General features: G+C 48.7%; 26 protein-coding genes. 21 read left to right on the plus strand and 5 right to left on the minus strand.

Annotation, left to right across the window (positions count from 1 at the left end):
* Positions 1-147 precede the first annotated feature (147 nt).
* From ACNFN4_RS08125 to ACNFN4_RS08140, 4 genes are all read left to right on the plus strand, one after another.
* Complete coding sequence (locus ACNFN4_RS08125) at positions 148-435, plus strand: DUF1433 domain-containing protein (RefSeq protein WP_025649313.1); 288 nt, start codon at positions 148-150, stop codon at positions 433-435.
* Positions 436-687: 252 nt separating this feature from the next.
* Entirely contained in the window at positions 688-933 is a 246-nt protein-coding gene (locus ACNFN4_RS08130; protein ID WP_311689479.1) for a DUF1433 domain-containing protein, read from the plus strand.
* 214 nt (positions 934-1,147) lie between these two features.
* Entirely contained in the window at positions 1,148-1,603 is a 456-nt protein-coding gene (locus ACNFN4_RS08135; protein WP_094296313.1) for a DUF3237 domain-containing protein, read from the plus strand.
* Between the two features lie 21 nt (positions 1,604-1,624).
* Positions 1,625-2,113: a phenolic acid decarboxylase gene (locus tag ACNFN4_RS08140; protein WP_014305882.1), complete on the plus strand. Its 489-nt coding sequence runs from the start codon at positions 1,625-1,627 to the stop codon at positions 2,111-2,113.
* A 42-nt stretch (positions 2,114-2,155) separates the two neighbouring features.
* Here ACNFN4_RS08140 and ACNFN4_RS08145 read toward each other — a convergent pair whose 3' ends face one another.
* Positions 2,156-2,674: a GNAT family N-acetyltransferase gene (locus ACNFN4_RS08145; protein WP_021495236.1), complete on the minus strand. Its 519-nt coding sequence runs from the start codon at positions 2,672-2,674 to the stop codon at positions 2,156-2,158.
* Between the two features lie 133 nt (positions 2,675-2,807).
* On the opposite strand from ACNFN4_RS08145, the gene ACNFN4_RS08150 reads away from it, so the two are divergent.
* Both ACNFN4_RS08150 and ACNFN4_RS08155 read left to right on the plus strand, forming a co-directional pair.
* Complete coding sequence (locus ACNFN4_RS08150) at positions 2,808-3,437, plus strand: YczE/YyaS/YitT family protein (protein ID WP_014305880.1); 630 nt, start codon at positions 2,808-2,810, stop codon at positions 3,435-3,437.
* A gap of 79 nt (positions 3,438-3,516) precedes the next feature.
* A complete protein-coding gene (locus ACNFN4_RS08155; protein WP_017418861.1) occupies positions 3,517-4,047 on the plus strand; it encodes a dihydrofolate reductase family protein in 531 nt (176 codons plus the stop codon).
* A 31-nt stretch (positions 4,048-4,078) separates the two neighbouring features.
* Here the strand turns inward: ACNFN4_RS08155 and ACNFN4_RS08160 are convergent, their stop codons facing one another.
* The 3 genes from ACNFN4_RS08160 to slrR form a co-directional block, all read right to left on the minus strand.
* Positions 4,079-4,279, minus strand: coding sequence for a hypothetical protein (locus ACNFN4_RS08160; protein WP_014418938.1), 201 nt, complete (start codon positions 4,277-4,279; stop codon positions 4,079-4,081).
* A gap of 141 nt (positions 4,280-4,420) precedes the next feature.
* Positions 4,421-5,869: a carboxylesterase/lipase family protein gene (locus ACNFN4_RS08165; RefSeq protein ID WP_072177062.1), complete on the minus strand. Its 1,449-nt coding sequence runs from the start codon at positions 5,867-5,869 to the stop codon at positions 4,421-4,423.
* An 80-nt stretch (positions 5,870-5,949) separates the two neighbouring features.
* Positions 5,950-6,405, minus strand: a complete 456-nt coding sequence (gene slrR, locus ACNFN4_RS08170) for an HTH-type transcriptional regulator SlrR (protein WP_007407395.1) — start codon at positions 6,403-6,405, stop codon at positions 5,950-5,952.
* Positions 6,406-6,649: 244 nt separating this feature from the next.
* Between slrR and ACNFN4_RS08175 the strand changes: the two genes are divergently transcribed.
* The 15 genes from ACNFN4_RS08175 to ACNFN4_RS08245 all read left to right on the plus strand — a co-directional run bounded on the left by ACNFN4_RS08175 (position 6,650) and on the right by ACNFN4_RS08245 (position 22,365).
* On the plus strand, positions 6,650-7,357 hold the full coding sequence (locus ACNFN4_RS08175) for a YveK family protein (protein WP_007613932.1): 708 nt from the start codon (positions 6,650-6,652) through the stop codon (positions 7,355-7,357).
* A 5-nt stretch (positions 7,358-7,362) separates the two neighbouring features.
* Positions 7,363-8,043 (plus strand): CpsD/CapB family tyrosine-protein kinase, encoded by a 681-nt coding sequence (locus ACNFN4_RS08180; RefSeq protein ID WP_007407393.1) that lies wholly within the window; start codon positions 7,363-7,365, stop codon positions 8,041-8,043.
* Between the two features lie 222 nt (positions 8,044-8,265).
* Entirely contained in the window at positions 8,266-10,083 is a 1,818-nt protein-coding gene (locus tag ACNFN4_RS08185; protein WP_021495233.1) for a polysaccharide biosynthesis protein, read from the plus strand.
* A 15-nt stretch (positions 10,084-10,098) separates the two neighbouring features.
* Entirely contained in the window at positions 10,099-11,238 is a 1,140-nt protein-coding gene (locus tag ACNFN4_RS08190; protein ID WP_014418934.1) for a glycosyltransferase family 4 protein, read from the plus strand.
* Entirely contained in the window at positions 11,235-12,077 is an 843-nt protein-coding gene (locus ACNFN4_RS08195; protein ID WP_012118512.1) for a glycosyltransferase family 2 protein, read from the plus strand. The genes ACNFN4_RS08190 and ACNFN4_RS08195 overlap by 4 nt, the downstream gene beginning before the upstream one ends.
* Positions 12,070-13,206, plus strand: coding sequence for a glycosyltransferase family 1 protein (locus ACNFN4_RS08200; RefSeq protein ID WP_448200113.1), 1,137 nt, complete (start codon positions 12,070-12,072; stop codon positions 13,204-13,206). The genes ACNFN4_RS08195 and ACNFN4_RS08200 overlap by 8 nt, the downstream gene beginning before the upstream one ends.
* A 3-nt stretch (positions 13,207-13,209) precedes the next feature.
* On the plus strand, positions 13,210-14,313 hold the full coding sequence (locus ACNFN4_RS08205) for an EpsG family protein (protein WP_007613926.1): 1,104 nt from the start codon (positions 13,210-13,212) through the stop codon (positions 14,311-14,313).
* An 18-nt stretch (positions 14,314-14,331) separates the two neighbouring features.
* A complete protein-coding gene (locus ACNFN4_RS08210) occupies positions 14,332-15,369 on the plus strand; it encodes a glycosyltransferase family 2 protein (RefSeq protein WP_103526608.1) in 1,038 nt (345 codons plus the stop codon).
* 4 nt (positions 15,370-15,373) lie between these two features.
* A complete protein-coding gene (locus ACNFN4_RS08215; protein WP_021495230.1) occupies positions 15,374-16,450 on the plus strand; it encodes a polysaccharide pyruvyl transferase family protein in 1,077 nt (358 codons plus the stop codon).
* Positions 16,447-17,481 (plus strand): glycosyltransferase, encoded by a 1,035-nt coding sequence (locus ACNFN4_RS08220; RefSeq protein WP_448200114.1) that lies wholly within the window; start codon positions 16,447-16,449, stop codon positions 17,479-17,481. Before ACNFN4_RS08215 ends, ACNFN4_RS08220 begins: the two co-directional genes overlap by 4 nt.
* Entirely contained in the window at positions 17,478-18,995 is a 1,518-nt protein-coding gene (locus tag ACNFN4_RS08225) for an MATE family efflux transporter (RefSeq protein ID WP_014721830.1), read from the plus strand. The genes ACNFN4_RS08220 and ACNFN4_RS08225 overlap by 4 nt, the downstream gene beginning before the upstream one ends.
* Positions 18,992-19,600, plus strand: a complete 609-nt coding sequence (locus ACNFN4_RS08230) for a sugar transferase (RefSeq protein WP_007407383.1) — start codon at positions 18,992-18,994, stop codon at positions 19,598-19,600. The genes ACNFN4_RS08225 and ACNFN4_RS08230 overlap by 4 nt, the downstream gene beginning before the upstream one ends.
* Positions 19,597-20,244, plus strand: a complete 648-nt coding sequence (locus ACNFN4_RS08235; RefSeq protein ID WP_448200115.1) for an acetyltransferase — start codon at positions 19,597-19,599, stop codon at positions 20,242-20,244. The genes ACNFN4_RS08230 and ACNFN4_RS08235 overlap by 4 nt, the downstream gene beginning before the upstream one ends.
* A gap of 4 nt (positions 20,245-20,248) precedes the next feature.
* On the plus strand, positions 20,249-21,421 hold the full coding sequence (locus ACNFN4_RS08240) for an aminotransferase class I/II-fold pyridoxal phosphate-dependent enzyme (protein ID WP_014418926.1): 1,173 nt from the start codon (positions 20,249-20,251) through the stop codon (positions 21,419-21,421).
* Positions 21,400-22,365, plus strand: coding sequence for a polysaccharide pyruvyl transferase family protein (locus ACNFN4_RS08245; RefSeq protein WP_448200116.1), 966 nt, complete (start codon positions 21,400-21,402; stop codon positions 22,363-22,365). The genes ACNFN4_RS08240 and ACNFN4_RS08245 overlap by 22 nt, the downstream gene beginning before the upstream one ends.
* A gap of 13 nt (positions 22,366-22,378) precedes the next feature.
* On the opposite strand, the gene yvfG is transcribed toward ACNFN4_RS08245, so the two are convergent.
* A complete protein-coding gene (gene yvfG / locus ACNFN4_RS08250) occupies positions 22,379-22,597 on the minus strand; it encodes a protein YvfG (protein WP_003151570.1) in 219 nt (72 codons plus the stop codon).
* Between the last annotated feature and the right edge of the window lie 32 nt (positions 22,598-22,629).

Genomic DNA, 22,629 nt, shown 5'->3' on the forward strand with positions numbered 1-22,629 from the left:
ATCACTGATATTTGATACATTGATGTTTTTTAGACATGTACAACACTCTGAGGTTAATGTAAATTTAATTTAAGAAAGGATGAGTCTGTGAAGAAATACATGATTGTCCTGATATTTGTAATAACTATAGCGTCAGGAAGTATCTACATGAAGTACCAACATGATAAAAAAGAAGCAGAACAAGAACTTTTTATCCAAGCGAAAAATAAAATGGAAAGCTTTATAAAAGCTAATTACAAAAATATAAAGCAAATTACATACATTAACGATTATAAAATAAATCCTATGGGTGGTATTTCCGTGAAGGGATACTTGAATGGTAATAAGGAAAAAGAATTTTTCGGACTTTATGACAAAACGAATGATGAAATAGGAGTTTCGTCAGTCGATGCTGAAGAGAAACCCGAATGTCAGGAAAAAGAATGTGAATACTAAAAAAGACGCTGGAATAAAGAAGTACTCTGGAATGCCGCTTATATGATCCTCTGTGGACACTGAAGAAAAATCTTAAGACGCCTAAATGCAGCGGATGTCACCGGTCATTTTTTCTAGTCCGCGAACTTCATCATAACTCATGGAACGGATGATTCTGTGAAAAAATACATTATTATCTTGATAGTTATTTTTATAGCAGCCGTAGGTTTTATAATGAAGAGTATGAATGATAAAAATGTTTAGGCTGAAGAGATAAAGATTGTGCAAGAACGAATGGAGAAATTTATCAAAGCGAATTATGAAGGCATACATAACGTTACATTTAAAGATAAATACGAAATAGATCCAATGGGCGGGATAGAGGTATTTGGCTATTACAACGGTGATACATCGAATAAATTCGATGGTATGTATGATAAGGCAAATGACAAGATCATGGGGCACTCAATAGACGCTGTAAGAAAGAAAGAATGCAGAGATAGAGATTGCGATTACTAAGAAGACGCTCGTCTGGCGTTTTTTGATATGAGCATACAGCAAATGAAAAAGACAAGGATTTCGGCATGTGCCGCCCTTGTCTTTTTTTATTGAACACTGTAAAACATAACCGGAAACAGCTCATTATTTGACAGTCCATTTTAACAGCGTTACAATTAAATGTGTAAATAGTTACATGTTTAAGTAAACATAATAACTCGGGAGGTGATACGTCTTGAAGGAACCTTCTTTAAAAAAAGTGATGTCTCTGCAGATTGAAGTGGATGAACCGATCGTTGCGGGGCAGACTGGATTAGGGAAAAGGCAGTTGATTCCGATACGGGGCGGAACGGTCAGCGGCGCCGTAAAGGGACGTGTGCTTCCGGGCGGGGCAGATGCCCAGATCATCCGTCCGAACGGCCGGGTCGATCTTTCTGCCAGATATGCGCTGGAGACGGAGGAGCATGAAGTCATCTATGTAGAGAACAACGGCATCCGCCAAGTCAGTGAACCGTTCCGCCAACAGGCTGCAGAGGGGCGCATCATTGATCCCGAGCACGTGTATTTCCGCACTGTGCCTGTGTTTGAAACAAGCAGTGAGGCATATCAGTTTCTGCAGGACCGGCTGTTTATCGGGGCTGCGGTCAGATTGCCGGATGACATTCGGTTAGATATTTATGAAGTTCAATAATAATATGGAGAGTGAGTCAACATGGAAAACTTTATCGGAAGCCATATGATTTACACGTATGAAAACGGCTGGGAGTATGAAATCTATATTAAAAATGATCATACGATCGACTATCGGATTCATAGCGGAATGGTAGGCGGCCGCTGGGTGCGCGATCAGGAAGTGAATATCGTCAAGCTGACAGAAGGCGTATACAAAGTGTCATGGACTGAACCGACAGGCACAGACGTTTCCTTAAACTTTATGCCGAATGAAAAACGGATGCACGGAATTATTTTCTTCCCGAAATGGGTGCATGAGCATCCGGAAATCACGGTGTGCTACCAAAATGATTACATTGACGTGATGAAAGAGTCACGTGAGAAATATGAAACATACCCGAAATATGTCGTTCCCGAGTTTGCGGATATTACGTATCTCAACAATGCGGGAATCAATAACGAAACATTGATTTCAGAAGCGCCGTACGAAGGAATGACCGATGATATTCGCGCGGGAAAATTAAAATAAGAGAAAAAACCCGGCAGCTTGTCCGGGTTTTTTTGTATCCTTTTACGAGAGGGTTTTGGTCATGATAAAGTCGACTTGTTTATCATCCCCCATATAAAAAGAGTGTTCTCCGGTTTGGACAAACCCCATTTTTTGATAAAAGGCGATTGCATTTTCGTTTTTTTCCCATACGCCCAGCCAGATGTTCTTTTTATTGTGTGCTGTTGCGATTTTCACAGCTTCATTCAGCAGATATTTGCCAAGCCCGTGTTTCTGATGGTTTTTTCTTATATAAATTCTCTCAATCTCAAGAGAATCTTCCCCCATTTTTTCTGACTGTGCTTCGTTCATGTTGACTTTTATATACCCCGCAAGGTCATCATGATAATAAACAAAATAGAATTGAGAAGACAGATTGGATAATTCCTTTTTCAGCTGTTCAGAGCGGAATGCATTTTCCAAATAAGCTTTCATATTTTCAGGTGAATTTTGATCCTTAAATGTATCATTGAATGTTTCAATGCTTATCTCCCGGAGCTCTGTAATATCGTTAAGGCTGCACTTTTTTAATTGAATACTCATGGTCATACAGCTCCTTTCTTCATTTATCATATCAGCTGATTTTTTGTTGTATTTGCAATGAAAATACCGTATAGTAAACATACCGTAATTTTGTTGTATTTGCAACATAAAATAAGAAAATGAGGACGATAAAGTGAAATATGTTTTTTATGTTTTAGGAATCATGATCTTGACCTTTGGTATTTCTGTCACGATTCAATCAGATCTTGGAACGTCGCCTTTTGATGCGCTTATTGTGGGATTGTCCGTCCATGCAGGGCTTACCGTGGGAAGCTGGGAAATCATCATCGCTTTCCTGTTAATTTGCTGTAATTCAATGTTAAAAAGGCAAAGGCCGGAATTTTCAGGGATGATTACGGCGTTTATAACGGGAATCGGGATTGATATGTGGCTTTTTTTTCTGCATCGAGTCATAACGCCTGAACTATGGTACGGAAAAGCGGGCTGTTTTGCAATCGGTTTAGTTGTGATAGGGATAGGAACCGCAACCTATCTGCACACAAATTTCGCCCCGATCCCGGTTGATCGGTTAACGCTAATTGTCCGCGATTTAACCGGGAGAAGCATCTTTTTTTCAAGAACGGTCATTTACTTCATATTTTTCATACTGGCCGTGATGCTAAAAGGTCCGGTAGGCATCGGAACGTTATTAACCGTTTGTTTAGGCGGGATCATCCTTCATTTCTTTATGCCGATTACCGGAAGATGGATAGACGGCATATTAACAGCATCTCCAAAGCAGGAAGAAACGAAAACCCGGTAGCAGGGGTTTTTATCCGGTTCTATCATTTTTCATTTCATCCGCATGTTCAAGGTATAATAAAAAAGGGGGAGGGATTTTTATGAGCGGTCAAAGAAAGCTCGTTTTTTACGGAGCTGTCAGCGCAGATGGCTATCTTGCGCGGGAAAATCACTCTTTAGATTGGTTAATCGGAACTGAAGGTGAAGACGGCACCGATTATGAAGCTTTCTATGAATCTGTCGATACGATCATCATGGGCAGAAAAACATACGAAGAAATATTGGTTTTATTGCCTGAGGAATTTCCGTACAAAGGTAAAGAATGCTATGTGTTTTCGCGGACATTGACCGGGTGCACTGAACATGTGCGGTTTATTCATGAAGAGCCTGCCGATTTTATAAAAGCATTGAAACGCCAAGAAGGCAAGCGGATTTGGATTGTCGGCGGGAGTGATCTGCTGCACCCGGTTTTGGAGGAAAAACTTGTCGATGAGTTTATCATTCAGATCGCCCCCGTTCTGCTCGGCCGCGGAATTTCTTTGTTCAAACCCGGAGACCGGGAGACAGGGCTGAAGCTGACTGATGTCAGGCGCTATAAGCAATTTGCGGAGTTGCATTATGAAGTGAGATGAAATGAAGTGTATGAAAGAAACCCAGTAAAGGTTACCGGGTTTCTTTTTCATGTTTGTTTTTATGTTTTGAAATGGTGTGGGCCGGCCCGCATGAAAACCCTGCAACCATGATAACAACCCCTATCCACCTCACAGCATAGAAATCAGTGTCGCGCAGGAAGATAAATGAAACTAAGGTCATAAGCGCCCCAATTATAACGGCAGCTGTGCCGATAATACTTGATTTCTCCATATAAAAACTCCTTTATGAATGTTTGTTTAACTTATTGGGTTAGAATATAACATATCAGGGGTAATGTGGAAACGGATATTCTGCGATGTCTGAAGTAAGATGAAAACGAAACGCCAAGGGAGCCGGCTCCCTTGGCGTTTTTTATGCTTGAAACAGGATGCGGCGTTTTGCTGCATCGGGATCACTTTCGACAGCGGTATCCGTGTTGAAAAGCAAAGTTTCGCGTGAATCGGTTTCATATTCAGGCCAATTGAAGTGAGAGGTGTTCGGGTTTCCGGTTTTTGCAAAAGCGAGCCATGCGGATTGGATTTGTTTGGAAAGCTGTTCTGCGTCGTCACCGAGCGGTTCTTGCAGCGTCTTTCTCAAAGAATCAAAGTTTCCGAACACAAACGGCAATTCCAGAGCGTGAACGGCTTTATGAAACGGCGGTGTTTCGCCATGCCAATCAAAGCGGTACATCCAGACCGGTGCATGCTGGGACTGTCCTTGTGCGAAAGCGACAGCCGGCCGCCAGAAAATCAGATCCGTCATCATATCGATTTGTCCCTTTAATGAATGCGGATATAAATCTGCCGCTTGCTCGGTGCAGTTTTCTCCGAGGTGATAATGCAAATAATCTTGCTGCTTTTTCTCGGAATGAATATCTGTATCAGGGGTGAAAAACAAATATGCTTCATCACGATTGGTTCCGATAATCATAGGTATGCCTTCTGCGGCCCCGTCTGCTATGGCTTTCACCGGTTCCGCAGGCAATGTGGCCGGATCGATGGCGGGCTGAAACAAAAGCTGGAAAATGTTTTGATCTAGTGAGCGCCGCACTTTATCCGCAGTCTTAAGCAGGTCATTAACGGAAAGCTCCTGCAATTGATCAGTGCCGGCTTCATGAATAAATGCCGCCGCGATGTCTTTTGCCATGTCCGCCGGGATCGTATGAGAGGCGCCGCTTTCTAAAATGGCTTTATGAAACAGGCCTTTTGCGTCAGGCATTGCCATAAGGGAGGCGATGCTCATGCCGCCTGCCGATTCACCAAATATCGTGACGTTATCCGGGTCTCCTCCGAATTCGGAGATATTGTCCTTCACCCAGCGCAGCGCGGCGATCTGATCGAGCAGCCCGATATTGGAGGAATACGCGTCATGAATAGAAGACAAATGTAAAAAGCCTAACGGTCCGAGCCTGTAATTGAGTGTCACTACAATGACATCTCCGTCAGCGGCAAGGGCAGATCCGTCGTAAAGCGGTTCGCTTCCGGCACCTAAATAAAATGCCCCGCCGTGTATCCATACCATGACAGGCTTTTTTTCGCCCTCTGAATCGGGGGCGAAAACATTGAGGTAAAGGCAATCTTCAGATTGAGCCGGTATATCTCCGGAAAACGATATAGACAGCATATCATCCGGCTGCGGACAAATCGGCCCGAACGAGTCGGCATGTTTTACGCCGTCCCAAGGTGCGGGCGGCTCCGGCGCTTTAAATCTGAGCTCTCCGACGGGCGGCTTCGCGTACGGTATGCCCTTCCATGTGCGGACGCCGCGGCCGGCAGTTCCTTTCAGTGCGCCGAAGCGGGTTTGAACGGTAAGTTTTGTCATCATTTCATCCCCTTTTTTCTTTTCATTATAAACAGAGATGAAGACATGAAGCGAATAAAAGCCTTTTCATCAGCATATCATTAGTAACGCTTCCGTTCTAAAAATGATCTGACTTCCTGAACGGACAAGCCGAGTTCTTTGGCTTCCTGCATCAGCGCTTTCCATTCCTCAATGTTGGATTCAGTCAGTTTTCTGTTGCGGTAGGGTGCGGGCTCCGGGCGTTTTTCAGTCAGTTTGTTCGTAAAGGTGAACAGTTCTTCTTTCGGCATGCCTGACTGCACGGCCTGCACAAGGTGGATGCGCCACTCATCTTCCGTGTCTCCCATGTGATGCAGCATCGTTTCGGCATCAAAAAGCTCCGTCAGATCGACCTGCAGGGTGGCGGATACTTTTTTCAGAAACTGGATGGACGGATTTGAGTGAACCCCCCGTTCTATCTTGCTTAAATAAGATTTAGAGACACCTGCTTCAACTGCTAGCTGATTAATAGAGTAGCCTTTTCTTCTGCGGTATAAACGAATTATTCTTCCAATCATTGTGCTGAATTCTCCCCTGTATACTGGCATTTTTTTGTTCATTATAAGAAATTTTTCGTTCTTTATAAAATTTAAAATTATAAGGTAAGTGCAGTAAATAAGAGGAAAATCATGATAATGTTCTCTAAAAAGAACCAAATGGCTTAATTTGAAATTTTCAAATTTCGACCTTTTCTTTTATAATCCAATCATTAACAGAAGGGGGCGTTTAAGCCTGATGCAATAAGGATGAGGCTGTAATTACATGAATGAGAATATGAGTTTTAAAGAATTATTTGACATTATTAAACACAGACTTTTACTGATTTTTATCATGACAGCAGTTGTAACGCTGGTGACGGGATACATCCAATTCCGGGTGATTTCGCCCGTTTATCAGTCATCGACCCAAGTGCTCATTCATGAAACAAGCGGTGAAAAAAATTCGAATCTCAGCGACGTTCAGCTGAATCTTCATTACAACAATACGTTTCAAACGATAATGAAAAGCCCGGTAGTGCTTGAGAAAGTGAAACAGACGCTGCATCTTTCTGAGACGGCATCCGCTTTAAAAGCAAAGATCACGACAAGCAGCGAAACCGATTCAGAGATCATTACCGTAGCGGTGCAGGACGAGAACCCGAAACAGGCCGCCGCTATAGCGAACACGCTGATGAAGACATTTAAAAAAGAAGTCCGTGACAGGATGAATATAAAAGGCGTCATTGTTTTGTCTGAGGCAAAAGCATCGGAAAGCCCGATGGTCAAGCCTTCGCGCATCAGGAATATCATGATGGCGTTCGGTGCGGCTCTCATGGCGGGTGTGACGCTTGCGTTTTTTCTCCATTTTCTTGATGAAACCGTTAAAAGCGAGCGGCAGCTCAGCGAAAAAACAGACTTGCCTGTTTTAGGGGTTGTGTATGACATCAAAAATCAGCAGACACGGTCTGATGAAAAACATTTCGGGGAGTGAGGCGTTTGGGATTCAGAAAAAAGAAATCAAGAAGGGGACTGGCTCAAATATCCGTTTTACATCACAAATCATTGGTGGCTGAACAATACCGCACCATTCGGACAAATATTGAGTTCTCCTCTGTTCAGACCCATTTGCGCTCTATTCTCGTCACTTCTTCCGTTCCGGGAGAAGGAAAATCATTCAGCGCCGCCAACCTTGCCGCGGTATTTGCGCAGCAGGAAAAAAAGGTGCTGCTCGTCGATGCGGATTTACGAAAACCGACGATACACGAGACCTATCAGCTTGAAAATGTACAAGGCCTGACGAATGTGTTAGTCGGAAACGCTTCCCTCGGCGAAACGGTGCAAAAAACGCTGATTGACAACCTCTATGTCTTAACGAGCGGGCCGACGCCGCCGAATCCGGCTGAGCTTTTATCTTCAAAGGCGATGGGAGAGCTGATTCAGGAGATGTACAGCCGGTACAGTCTGGTTATTTTCGATTCACCTCCGCTTTTGGCGGTGGCGGACGGACAGATTTTAGCGAACCAGACAGATGGAAGCGTTCTCGTCGTCTTGAGCGGAAAAACGAAAATGGATACCGTCCAAAAGGCGAGAGACGCGCTCCAGCAGTCAAAGGCAAAGCTTTTGGGGGCGCTGCTGAATAAAAAGAAAATCAAAAAAACGGAGCACTACTCGTATTGAGCGGTGCAGGTGATGTCTCCTTACCTTTATCAACGGAGGCACTCGGCTCTGCTGTGGGCGGCGTTTTTCGCTGCCTTAGATGCTGGTCGTCGGTGGCGGGGTGTGAGGACGGGTTAAATGCCCAATTTATCTTAAGATGATGCATTGTTATCGGCTTAGCTGTTATGTCTGTTTTTTTACGAAAACCGTATCAGCTAAACCGATAAATGAGGAGGGGAAAGATTGACTTACCGGAGAAGACTTTCAATGATTTTTGCATTGGATACGTATCTCGTTTTACTTTCCGTTGTTATAGGATATCAATTTTTTGAGGATTCTTATCACTTTTATGACTCCGGAGCGTTGCTGCTGACTGCCGTGAGCATGCTGATCAGCCATCATGTATGCGCTTTTATGTTTCACCAGTATAAGCAGGTATGGACGTACACGGGAATAGGCGAGCTGCTTGATCTGCTGAAGGGGATCACGCTGTCCGCAGCTGTGACAGCCGCCGTCCAATACGGGGTGTTCCACACGATTTTGTTCCGGCTGTTGGCCGTCAGCTGGATGGTTCAGCTATTGTTCATCGGAGGAAGCCGGATGATTTCACGGGTGCTGAAAGAAACGATCGGCAGGAAGCAAAATGACTCTTCCCGGGCGCTGATCATCGGCGCAGGTGCGGGAGGGACGCTGCTCGTCCGTCAGCTTACCCAGAAAAACGATCTCGGAATCATGCCTGTGGCTTTTATTGATGATGATCAGACGAAGCATAAGCTCGAAATCATGGGCCTGCCCGTCATCGGCGGAAAAGAAAGCATTATGCCGGCGGTGCAGAGGCTGAGAATTCACCATATTATCATCGCCATTCCGTCTCTTTGCACCCATGAGCTTCAGACGTTATACAAAGAATGTGTGCAGACGGGCGCCCATATTAAAATCATGCCGCAATTTGATGAGATCCTGCTCGGAACGCAGGCTGCCGGACACATCAGGGATGTAAAAGCCGAAGATCTGCTCGGCAGAAAGCCGGTCACCCTTGATACGAGCAAAATTTCTGACAGCATCAAGGGAAAAACGATTCTGGTCACGGGCGCCGGCGGCTCAATCGGTTCTGAGATCTGCCGCCAGATCAGCGCGTTTCTTCCGCGGGAAATCGTCCTTCTCGGCCACGGGGAGAACAGCATTCATTCCGTACATACCGAGCTGTCCGCACGCTTCGGCAAAGAGGTGCTCTTTCACGCGGAGATCGCCGATATTCAGGACAGAGATAAAATCTTTACTTTGATGAAAAAATACGAGCCGCACGTCGTCTATCATGCGGCTGCCCATAAACATGTGCCGTTAATGGAACATAATCCGGAAGAAGCCGTTAAAAACAACATCATCGGCACGAAAAATGTCGCCGAAGCCGCCGACATGTGCGGAACGGAAACATTCGTGCTGATTTCTTCTGACAAAGCGGTCAATCCGGCCAATGTCATGGGCGCGACGAAACGGTTTGCGGAAATGGTCATCATGAACCTCGGAAAGATCAGCCGCACCAAATTCGCCGCCGTCCGTTTCGGAAATGTGCTCGGAAGCCGCGGCAGCGTCATTCCGATTTTCAAAAAGCAGATTGAAAAAGGCGGACCCGTCACCGTCACGCATCCGGCGATGACAAGATATTTTATGACGATCCCCGAAGCGTCAAGACTCGTCATTCAGGCGGGGGCGCTTGCAAAAGGGCGGCAGATTTTCGTTCTGGATATGGGAGAACCCGTCAAAATCGTCGATCTGGCCAAAAACCTGATTCATTTATCAGGCTATACGACAGAACAGATTCCCATCGAATTCTCCGGCATCCGTCCGGGAGAAAAGATGTATGAAGAATTGCTGAATCATAATGAAGTACATACGGAGCAGATTTTTCCGAAAATCCATATCGGGAAAGCGGTGGACGGGAATTGGGCCGTGCTCATCCGTTTTATGGAGGAATTCAGCCGTCTGCCTGAAGAAGAGCTGAGAAAAAGGCTGTTTGAGGCGATCGAATCAGTACATGAAGAAGCGGCCGCAGGCGTGTGATGGGAGGACAGAAAGATGACGAAAAAAGTATTATTCTGCGCCACAGTCGATTATCATTTTAAAGCCTTTCATCTTCCGTATTTTCAATGGTTTCAGGATATGGGCTGGGAGGTGCACGTCGCGGCAGGCGGCAATATGAATCTTCCGTTCGTTGATGAAAAGTTTTCCATTCCGATCCGGCGCTCGCCGTTTCATCCCGAAAATCTTTCTGTTTACAGGCGTCTGAAACGGCTCATTCAGGACAACGGCTACGACATGATTCACTGTCATACGCCGGTCGGCGGCGTGCTTGCACGCCTTGCGGCGAGACAAGCGCGCCAAAAAGGGACAAAGGTGCTGTACACCGCGCACGGCTTTCACTTCTGCGACGGAGCGCCTCTGAAAAACTGGCTTCTTTATTACCCGATCGAAAAATTTCTTTCTTCTTATACGGATTGTCTGATTACGATTAATGAAGAGGATTACGAACGGGCCAAGCAAATGAAAAAAACAGATTGCAGCGCGAAAAAAATACACGGCATCGGGGTGAATACAGACAGGTTTCGCCCTGTGAGCCGGGAAGAGAGTGAACGTCTGAGAGAAAAACACGGCTTCGGCGCCGGGGAATTTATTCTCGTATACCCCGCTGAATTAAACGGCAATAAAAACCAGGGACTTCTCATTGAGACTGCGGCACTGCTGAAGAACCGCATCCCGGAGCTGAAACTCGTATTTGCCGGAGAAGGCGCGATGGAAGAGCCGTACAGAAAAAAGGCTGAATCACTCGGTGTATCCGACATGGTGCGGTTTTACGGTTTTTGCCGCGATATTCATGAACTGATTCAGCTTGCTGATCTGTCTGTCGCCTCAAGCATCCGCGAAGGACTCGGCATGAATCTGCTTGAAGGAATGGCTGCCGAAAAGCCCGCCGTTGCCGCGGACAACAGGGGGCACCGCGAGATCATCGAAGACGGCGTGAACGGTTTTCTCGTGCCGGCCGGGGACAGCGCGGCGTTTGCCGATCGGATTGAAAAGCTGTACCGCTCCCCGGGGCTGCGAAAAGCAATGGGACAAGAAGGGCGCAGGACGGCGGAATGTTTTTCAGAAACACGTACGGTAAAGGAAATGGCGAACATTTACGCCGGTTATATGGATAAAAAGGAGAAAAGCGTATGAATGCAGGAGCACAACCGAAAATTTCCGTCATCATGGGAATTTATAATTGCGAAGAGACTTTAGCGGAGAGTATTGAATCCATCCTGAGCCAATCGTATAAGAATTGGGAACTGATCATGTGTGATGACGCGTCAACTGACGGAACGTATCAGATTGCGCGCCGTTACGCGGATCATTACGGCGACCGGATTACGCTGATTCAAAATAAGACAAATCAACGGCTTGCCGCTTCGCTTAACCGCTGTCTGACATACGCAACGGGGGATTATATCGCCAGGCAGGACGGTGATGACATCTCCAACCCGAGGAGACTGGAAAAACAGGCCGCTTTCTTAAACAAGCACGCCCACTATCAAGTCGTAGGCACGGGCATGCTCGTATTTGACGAATTCGGTGTAAGGGGCGCCCGGCTTTTGCCGCCCGTGCCGAAACCGGGAATTATGGCGAAAGGCACACCGTTCTGCCACGGCACCATTATGATGCGAGCTGAAGCGTACAAAGCGCTTGGCGGCTACCGGTCAGTCAGGCGGACGCGGCGGATGGAGGATATTGATTTGTGGCTGCGCTTTTTTGAAGCGGGTTTCCGGGGATACAATCTCCAAGAAACGCTGTATAAAGTAAGAGAGGACAGTGATGCGTTTAAAAGGAGATCGTTTACGTATTCCATTGATAATGCGGTGCTCGTTTTTCAGGCGTGCAGACGGCTGAAGCTGCCGCTTTCCCATTACGCGTATATCGCAAAACCGCTCATCCGCGCCATTACGCCGCCCGCGGTCATGAACCGTTATCATAAAAACAGGGACATCCGCCAAAAAGAAGGGCTTGCCGAACATGACTGACAAACCGATGCGGGTGCTGCACATCTTCAGCGGGATGAACAGGGGCGGCGCAGAAACGATGATGATGAATTTGTACCGGAAGATGGACAGAACGAAGGTGCAGTTTGATTTTTTAACCCATAGGAACGATCCGTGCGCTTATGATGAGGAAATTCTCGCTCTCGGCGGACGGCTTTTTTATGTGCCGAGCATCGGCAGCACAAACCCGATTACATTTGTAAAACAGGTCAAGCGGGTGATTCAGGAAAAAGGCCCGTTTGCCGCCGTGCACGCCCATACCGATTTTCAGTCTGGATTCATCGCGCTTGCCGCTCGTTTAGCCGGCGTCCCGGTGCGGATCTGCCATTCGCACAGTACGTCGTGGCGGGGGCGGGCGTCGCGGCTTGCCGGGATGCAGCTGTTTGTTTTCAGACGGCTGATTACGGCAAACGCCACGGCACTGTGCGCCTGCGGAAAAGACGCGGGCCGTTTCTTATTCGGGAAAGAAAAAGACGTGCATCTTTTGCCGAACGGCATTGATCTCGACTTATTTGCCGGCGGGTGCGCGGACACAGAAGCTGAAAAAAGGAAGCGGGGCATTGCAGACGGCCGTTTGGTGATCGGCCATATCGGCCGCTTTACAGAAGAAAAAAACCACGAATTTCTGCTCCGGCTGGCCGCTGATATGAAAGAGCGGGGCATCGGTTTACAGCTGATTCTCGCCGGAGACGGTCCGCTTCGCACCGACATGGAAAATCTGGCGGCGAAGCTGGGGCTTGATGATGATGTGCGTTTTATCGGCATAGAAGAACGCGTTCATGCCCTGCTGAAAACGCTGGATGTATTTGTCATGCCGTCTCTTTATGAAGGGCTGCCTGTCACGCTCGTTGAAGCGCAGGCCTCCGGGGTGCCGTGCGTGATATCAGACGGCATAACGGAAGAAGCCGATGCCGGGCTCGGGCTGGTCAAAAGGCTCAGCCTTAAAGAACCGCCCCGACAATGGGCATCCGTGGTTTTACGGGCAGCAGAGGCGACAAAGCCTGACGGGGCGCGCATTAAAGAAACCCTCAGACGGCAGGGATATGACGCGGGAGAAAATGCGGGGGCTGTTATGAAGCTTTACAATATGAATTGGAAAAAGGAACAGTAACGAATGATTGTATACGTAGTCAATATGGGAATTGTGTATATTTGGTCATGGTTCGCGAAAATGTGCGGCGGGCGTGATCAATCGCTTTCGACTGGATACCGGCCGAATCAGCTCGTCATGATCGTTCCGCTGCTATCGCTCGTATTGGTCTCCGGTTTGCGCTACAGAGTCGGGACGGATTTTCAGACGTACGCGCTGATGTACAAGCTGGCGGGAAATTACGGCAGCATTTGGGAGATCTTCGGGTTCGGAGCGAAAAAAGCAGCCGTTGATCCGGGGTTTACGGCTCTCATCTGGCTCATGAATTTTATCACGAAAGATCCGCAAATCATGTATTTCACCGTGGCGGTCGTGACGTGCAGCTTTATTTTAAAGGGGCTCGTTGAGTTCGGCCGTCCGTTTGAGCTGAGTGTGTTTTTGTTTTTGGGCACGTATCACTATTATGCTTCCTTTAACGGGATCAGGCAGTATATGGTGGCGGCCGTTTTGTTTTGGGCCGTCCGCTACGTGATCAGCGGAAGCTGGAAGCGTTATATGTCAATCGTGCTGCTGTGTTCGCTTTTTCATTCCTCAGCGCTGATTATGATTCCGGTTTATTTTCTCGTCAGAAAAAGAGCCTGGTCGCCCGCGATTTTCGGACTGTCGGCATTGTTTCTTCTTATGACGTTTCTGTATCAGAAGTTCATTTCGCTGTTTGTCGTCGTGCTGGAAAACAGCTCGTACGGCCATTATGAGAAATGGCTGATGACCAATACGAACGGGATGAACGTCGTAAAAATCGCGGTGCTGCTTCTGCCGCTGTTTTTGGCTTTCTGCTATCGGGAGCGGCTGCGGAAGCTCTGGCCTGACATTGATGTCATCGTGAATTTCTGTCTGCTCGGCCTGCTCTTCGGTCTTTTGGCGACAAAGGATGTTATTTTTGCCCGGTTTAATATATATTTCGGCCTGTATCAAATGATCTTGATCCCTTATTTTGTGAGGATTTTTGATGAAAAATCAAATGCGCTGATTTATATCGCCATTATTGTCTGTTATTTTCTTTACAGTTACTTGCTTATGCCGGTCGATTCGTCTGTGCTTCCGTACAGAACGATTTTTTCCCGGTAATGGACACTGGAGGTTTATATGGAAACACCCGCGGTCAGTTTATTAATTGCTGTGTATAATACGGAAACTTATTTAGAAAGATGCTTAGATTCATTGCTCAATCAGTCGCTCGCCAATATCGAAATCGTGGCCGTTAATGACGGGTCAACGGATCAAAGCCCGGCGATTCTTGAAACCTATCAGAAGCGGGATGAGAGAATCAGGGTCATTCATCAGCAAAACCGGGGGCTCGGCGCGGTCCGCAACAGGGGAATCGAGGCGGCGCGCGGCGAATTTATCGCTTTTATTGATGCGGACGACTGGGTTGAACCTGATTATTGCCTCAGCATGTATAAAAAAGCGAAGGCTGATCAGGCTGATCTCGTGATTTGCGAATATGCGGCCGAATTTGCGGATACGGGGAAAACCGCCGTTTCAACGATCGCTTCAGCGTACGCGGGCCGCCCGAAACAACGGTACCTGAAAGATTTATTTGAAGGAAGAGTCAGCGGTTTTTCATGGAACAAGCTGTACAAGAGAACGATGATCGAGCATCATCAGCTGCGCTTTCCGCTTCGTGATGAGCTGGAGCATGTGGAGGATCAGTACTTCAGCCTCAGGGCGCATGTTTTCGCAGGTGCGGTCTCGTACGTGGATCAGCCGCTCTATCATTATTGGATTCACTTGACTTCCATTGTGCAAAGCTATCAGAAAAAGCTGTTTGACTCAGGTCTCGTTCTCTATCGGCTGAACGAGGCTTTTTTGCGTGAAAACGGCTGCTTACAGGAATACCGGCAGGAGCTGGATTTTTTCATCGTTCAGCACGGAACAGTCTGCCTGCTGAATGAATGGAAGCGGAATAACGGCGGCCGGTTTTCTGAGAAATGGAAGAATATCAGCCGGATATGCGCTGATCCCGTGTTTCGCCTGAGCCTTTCCAAAACCGGAACGGCGCCGTTTGACGCCAAACGTTCATGCCTTCTGCTTTTGGCGAAGCTGAAGCTGATTCCGTTTGTGTCGCTGGCATCAGCCGCATATCAGCGGGCAATCGAGTACAAAATGAAAATCAGAGGGTGAAGACATGTCGATACAATCTTTAAAAATCAATCTCGCGGAATGGCTGTTGCTTAAGGTCAAATACCCGTCCCAATTTCATTTCGGAACGGCAGCGGATGGGGCGGGGCTTTCAGCGGCAAGAAAAAAGATCATTCTGACGCTGCTCCCGTCCCACGATAATCTCGGTGATCACGCCATCGCCTACGCAAGCAAAACGTTTCTTGAACGGGAGTATCCCGACTTTGACATCATTGAAGTGGATATGAAGGATATATACAGATCGGCAAAGGCGCTGATCAAAAAGCGCCACCCCGATGATATGGTATTCATCATCGGCGGCGGGAACATGGGGGATTTGTACCGGTATGAGGAATGGACGCGCCGCTTTATCATAAAAACATTCCGGCAATATCGGATCGTTCAGCTTCCGGCGACGGCTCACTTTTCTGAATCAAAAAAGGGACGGAAGGAACTGAAGCGCGCCCGAAAAGTGTACAATGCGCATCCTGACCTTTTGTTAATGGCGAGAGATGAGACGACGTATCAATGGATGAAGCGTCATTTTCCCGGAAAAACAGTGCTCAAACAGCCTGACATGGTCTTATATTTGGATAAAAGCGAGCGGCGCATCCCGAGGGAAGGGATCTACCTCTGTTTACGGGAGGATAAGGAGAGTGCGCTGACGGCTGAGGACAGAACGACGGTAAAAGAAGCTTTGGCAAAAGAGTACGGAGAGCTGCATTCCTTTACCACGACGGTCGGCCGGAGGGTCAGCCGCCATACACGCGAAAAGGAGCTGGAAACGCTTTGGAATACGCTGAAAGGCGCGGAGGCCGTCGTCACTGACAGACTTCACGGGATGATTTTTTGTGCGCTGACGAAAACGCCTTGTGTCGTCATTCGTTCGTTTGATCATAAGGTAATGGAAGGCTATCAATGGCTGAAAAACATACCGAACATGACATTGCTTGAACGTCCCGACCCTGAAGCCGTAACGTCCGCCGTAAACCGGCTGCTCAGCGGCAAGCATGAGGAAGGCGGTTCATTGCGAAGTGTTTATTTTGCCGGGCTGCGCTCGAAAATCAGCGGTGATGCCCAATGACCGCGCCGCTTGTGAGCGTGATCGTGCCGATGTATAAGACAGAGCCTTTTATTAAAGAATGCGCGGTTTCTTTAACAAAACAGACGCTGAGAGACATCGAAATCATTTTTGTCAATGACGGTTCACCGGATCAGTCAGGCCGGATTGCCGAACAATTCGCCGCAGAAGATACGAGGATCCGGGTGATTCATAAAGAAAACGGCGGCCTCAGCTCGGCCCGCAATGCCGGAATAAAAGCCGCCCGCGGCCGTTATATCGGTTTTGCGGACGGCGATGACTATGTGACGGAAACGATGTTCGAGCGGCTTTATGAAGAAGCGGAGAAGAACCGGCTGGATATCGCCGGCTGCGGTTATTATAAGGAAACGCCGTCTAAAGAAAGAACATATATGCCGCCGTCCATTCCGGCGGGCCGCGTCTTCACAGCGGATGAAATGACTGCATTGCTGACACGCGCGCACGAACATCGGTTTATTTGGTATGTGTGGCGCTATATATACTGGCGAGAAGCATTGCAAGGGCTGTTGTTCCATGAAGATATCCGTTTTGCCGAGGACTCTCCGTTTAACTTGGCAGCGTTCCGCCAAGCCGCGCGTGTCAAAGTGATAGACGAAGGGCTGTATATCTACCGGGAAAATCCGCAAAGTCTTACAGAAACACCGTTTAAGCCCCACTTAGATCAAGAACTGCAAAAGCAATATAAAGCGAAAATGGCTTTTTATGAGGAAAACGGGCTGACGGACGCCTGCCGGAGCGATATCGATACATATTTGTGCAAGCATCAGATTCCGATGCTGATCGCCAACGCATGCGCCGCGCCGCAGCCGTCACACCAGATTACGGCGCACATCGGCAGAATCTTAACGTATGACATGGTAAAAACGGCGGTGCGCAGGACGCCGTGCCGCCATAAACAGCTGCTGGCGGGGGAGCGCGTGGTGCTCGGCCTGTGCAAAATGCGCCTTCCTCTTCTTCTGCATGCGTTTTTCGAACGGAAATCGAAAGAGAAAGGCAGTGCGGAAGGAGCATGAAATTTGCCATTAATTTCGGCGCCAATGTGACGGCGTTTTTACTATCGGTGTTTTTATCAGTGTGGATGACTCCCTTTATTGTGAAAACATTAGGTGTGGAGGCTTTTGGGTTTGTCCATCTGACACAGAATATCATTAACTATTTCTCTATAATTACCGTTGCGCTGAGCTCTGTCGTTGTGAGGTTTTTCTCCGTCGCCGCCCACAGGGGGAACAAGGACGAGGCCAATGCGTATGTAAGCAATTATTTAGCCGCGTCTGTCGTGATATCTCTATTGCTCGCTGTGCCGCTCGCCGGGACGGCTTTTTTTATTGACAAGATTATGAATGTACCGGCCGGGCTCTTAACGGATGTGAGGCTCTCTATCGTGATCGGCAGCGTGCTGTTTATGCTGACGTTTTTTATGGCGGGGTTCGCGACGGGGCCGTTTTTCGCCAACAAGCTTTATATCACAAGCTCCATTCAGGCCGTGCAAATGCTGGTCAGGGTGCTGTGTGTGCTCGCTCTGTTTACGTGCCTGCCGCCGAAAATCTGGCAGATCCAGCTTTCGGCATTAGCGGGAGCCGTCTGTGCGGCCGTGCTGACTTTTTTCTTTTTTAAGAAATTGATTCCGTGGTTTTCTTTCAGCCGTAAAACCTTGTCATTACAGACGAGCAAAGTGCTGTTTTCGGCCGGTGCCTGGAGTTCTGTCAACCAGATCGGCGTGCTGCTGTTTCTGCAGATTGACCTCATGACGGCCAACCTCGTGCTGGGGCCGTCTGAAGCGGGTGTCTATGCGGCGATTATTCAATTCCCGCTCCTGCTCAGAAGTCTTGCCGGGACGCTTGCTTCACTGTTTGCGCCGGTTTTGACTTCCTACTATTCAAAAGGCGATATGGAAGGCCTCCTGTCTTACGCCAATAAGGCCGTGCGGCTGAACGGGCTTCTGCTCGCGCTTCCCGCCGCATTATTAGGAGGGCTCGCCGAACCGTTTCTGGCGATTTGGCTGGGCCCGTCGTTTGTGCAGACGGCGCCGCTTTTATACATTCACGCCGCGTATTTGGCGGTCAGTCTCTCTGTCATGCCGCTTTTTTACGTATGGACGGCTTTTAATAAACAAAAAACGCCCGCCGTCGTTACTTTATGTTTAGGCGGACTGAATGTCATATTGGCCGTGGTTCTCAGCGGACCGGCACATCTCGGGCTGTACGGCATCACCATCGCCGGTGCAGTCTCGCTCATTTTGAAAAATGCCGTCTTCACGCCGCTGTATGTTTCGCATATTACGGGCTTTCAGAAAACCGCGTTTTACAAAGGCATGTTCGGCCCGTTGGCGGCGGCCGTATTTGCCTGGGCTGTCTGCCGGGGTATCCGGCTGTTTTCACCGCTTGACAGCTGGGCCGGCCTGATCGCCGCGGGGCTTGCCGTATGCATAAGCTATGCCGCATTCGCTTTTTTCTTCATTTGTACGAAAGAAGAAAGGCGGCTTGCTTTACAGAAATGCCGAAAAGTGAAAGGAGCTGTTCAGATTTGAAGGCGAAACGTGTATTTGATATAGCGGCCGCGGTGTTGTTATTGTGCGGCGCGAGCGTTATCCTTCTCTTCGCCATGGCCGCCGTCAGATGCGCCATCGGGTCTCCGGTATTGTTCAAACAGACGAGACCGGGGCATAACGGGCGTCCGTTTACGTTGTATAAACTCAGAACGATGACGGATGCGCGTGATGAAAACGGTGTGCTGCTTCCGGATCATCTCCGCCTGACCAAAACGGGAAGGCTGATCAGAAAACTGAGCATCGATGAGCTTCCCCAGCTTTTTAATGTGCTCAAAGGAGATATCAGTCTGGTCGGCCCCCGCCCTTTGCTGATGGATTATCTGCCGCTTTACACGGCGGAGCAGGCGCGGCGCCACGAGGTGAAGCCGGGGATTACGGGCTGGGCGCAGATTAACGGGAGAAACGCGATTTCATGGGAGGAAAAATTCAAGCTCGACGTGTGGTACGTCGACAACCGCACATTTCTTCTCGACTTAAAGATTCTGCTTTTAACAGTGAAAAAAGTTCTCGTGTCAGAAGGCATACACCAAGCCGGCCATGTGACGGCAAAGCGCTTCACAGGCAGCGGAGATATGTCATCGTGAAAAAGATCGTGCTGATCGGAAACGGCGGACACGGAAAAGTCGTGAAGGAAATCGTGCAGGCCCGTTCCGATATGGAGCTTGCGGGCGTATTGGATGACGGATTCAGCGGTTTTGCCGTTCGGAACGGTTTATATACGGGCCGGACGAAAGACGTGCACATGCTTCGGAAACTCGTCCCCGAGGCCGTGTTCACGATATGCATCGGCCGCAACGGCGTCAGAAAGCAGTTCGCTGAAACGCTTGGGCTTGAAGATGACGATTATGCCGCACTCATTCACCCCGGGGCGATCGTCAGTGAAACGGCTTCCGTCGGACACGGAACGGTTGTGATGGCGGGCGCCGTCATTCAGGCGGGCGCTGACATCGGCGCCCATTGCATCATCAATACGGGCGCGGTTGCCGATCATGACAATGCAATCGGAGATTACGTCCATCTTTCACCGCGCGCGGCGCTTGCCGGCGGAGTGAAAGTCGGGGAAGGAACGCACATCGGAATCGGCGCGTCCGTCATACCGCAGATTGACATCGGCTCTTGGTCCGTTATCGGCGCGGGGGCTGCGGTCATCAGCCGGCTTCCCGGCCATGTGACGGCGGTCGGCGTTCCGGCCCGCGTCATCTCCCCTATCCATAATGAAAAAGGATGATTTCATGCAAACAAACAAACGGATTTATTTGTCTCCGCCTCATATGAGCGGAAAAGAACAGGAATACATCGCAGAAGCCTTCCGATCCAATTGGATTGCCCCGCTCGGTCCGCTCGTCAATTCGTTTGAAGCGCGGCTCGCGGAATATGCGGGAGTGAAAAGCGCGGCTGCCGTAAGCTCGGGAACGGCGGCCATCCATCTTGCCCTGCGGCTTGCGGGTGTGAAAAAAGGAGACGCTGTATTTTGTCCTTCCTTTACGTTTGTCGCCACGGCGAATCCGATTGTGTATGAGCAGGCTGAGCCCGTTTTTATTGATTCGGAATGGGAGACGTGGAATATGTCGCCTGATGCGCTTGAGCGGGCGCTGCGGGATGCAAAGCGGCGCGGCAGACTCCCGAAAGCGGTGATCGCCGTCAATCTTTACGGCCAAAGCGCGAAAATGGATGAATTAATGAGCCTTTGTGACGCATACGGCGTCTGTCTGATTGAAGACGCTGCCGAGTCCTTAGGATCAACATATAAAGGCAGGCAGAGCGGCACGTTCGGCCGTTTCGGTATTTATTCCTTTAACGGCAACAAAATCATTACAACATCGGGAGGCGGCATGCTCGTGTCTGACGATGAAGCCGCGATTGAAAAAGCGAGGTTTCTTGCGTCTCAGGCGAGAGATGCCGCCGTTCATTACCAGCACAGCGAGCTCGGTTATAACTACAGGCTCAGCAACATTCTCGCGGGCGTGGGGATATCGCAGCTGGAAGTGCTTGAAGATCGCGTCCGGGCGAGGAGAGAAATTTTTCACAGGTATCGGGAAGCGCTGGAAACGTATCCGGGCATCCGCATGATGCCGGAGCTTGAAGGAACGGTTTCAAACCGCTGGCTGACGGCTCTGACGCTTGATAACGGCGTGACGCCGGAAGAAGCCGTCGCCTGTCTTGCGGAACAGAATATTGAGGCCCGGCCGCTGTGGAAACCGCTGCATACGCAGCCGCTTTTCTCATCTTCCGTCTTTTATCCTCACAGCGAACATGAGCGTGTCTCTGAGAACCTTTTCAGCCGGGGCATCTGTCTGCCGTCCGGGTCTGACTTGTGTTCTGAGGATCAGCAGCGTGTCATTGACGCACTTGCGCAACTGTTTGAAACGAAAGGGGAGAAAACATGGACAGCCGCCATGTTATGAGCCGATTAAAAGAAACGCTGACGGGTCTGCTCAGCGTTATACCGCCGCAATCTGACATCATATATGCCGACTATCCCCTCTACGGAAATGTAGGGGATTTATTGATAATGAAAGGGACGGAGGCGTTTTTTAAAGCACACGGCATCTGCGTGAAACAGCGCTGGAATCCCGACAATTTTCCATTCGGGCGCCGGGCGGACAAAAAGACGATCATCGTCTGTCAGGGTGGCGGAAATTTCGGGGATCTCTATCCGTACTATCAGACGTTCAGGGAAAAAATCGTCCAATCCTTTCCGGAAAACAGGATCGTCATCCTGCCGCAATCCATTTATTATCAGGATGAGACACGGCTTGGGAAGACATCGGCGCTTTTTGCGGGGCACAAGGATCTCCACCTGTTTACGAGGGATCATGTGTCATACGAGACCGCGAAACGCTTTTTTTCGGCGAATCATATCGGGCTTATGCCTGATATGGCCCATCAGCTGTATCCGATCGCGGCGTCAGCGGCTCCGTCACGCGGCAGGCTTCATTTTATCCGCACGGATGGGGAAATCAATCCGAAGCTGCAAAACAATCCTTCCGTTAAAAGCTGCGACTGGCAGGATGTGCTGTCAGCAAGCGACCGCAGGGGAATCGCTTTTTTTCAAACGCTGAATGTTTTGAATAAAAAAGCGGGAAACCCGCTGCCGATTGCGCGGTTTTGGAAACGCTATTCCGATTTCTTGACGAAAAAAGCGGTTCTGTTTTTCAGCAGGTACGAATCGGTGGAAACGTCAAGGCTCCATGGCCACATTCTGTCCTCACTTCTCGGGAAACCGAATACCGTCATTGATAATTCATACGGGAAAAACGCCAACTATTATTATACCTGGATGCACGAAGCGCCGGACGTCCGTCTGATCGGGGAAACCGCCGGCACGAAGGAAAACCTTCCGCTTTGAATGAGCGGAAGGTTTATTTTGTTTCTCCGCGTTTTACTTTGTTGTACGCCTCATCCAAATGCTGAATTCTTTTGAGCACAACCGAGTTTTTCGTCAGCTGATCCTGAACAAGGGTTGAGACGACGGAGCGGTAATAGCTGTTCATCGCATGAATTCGGTCTTCATTCGGATTCATTTCAATGTGCTGTGTAAAGTTTTCAATAAAATAAGGAACAGAAAAAAGTTCTGACATCTATAAAGCAACTCCTTTTAATAAGTATATAC

The sequence above is a fragment of the Bacillus sp. N1(2025) genome, assembly GCF_053470005.1.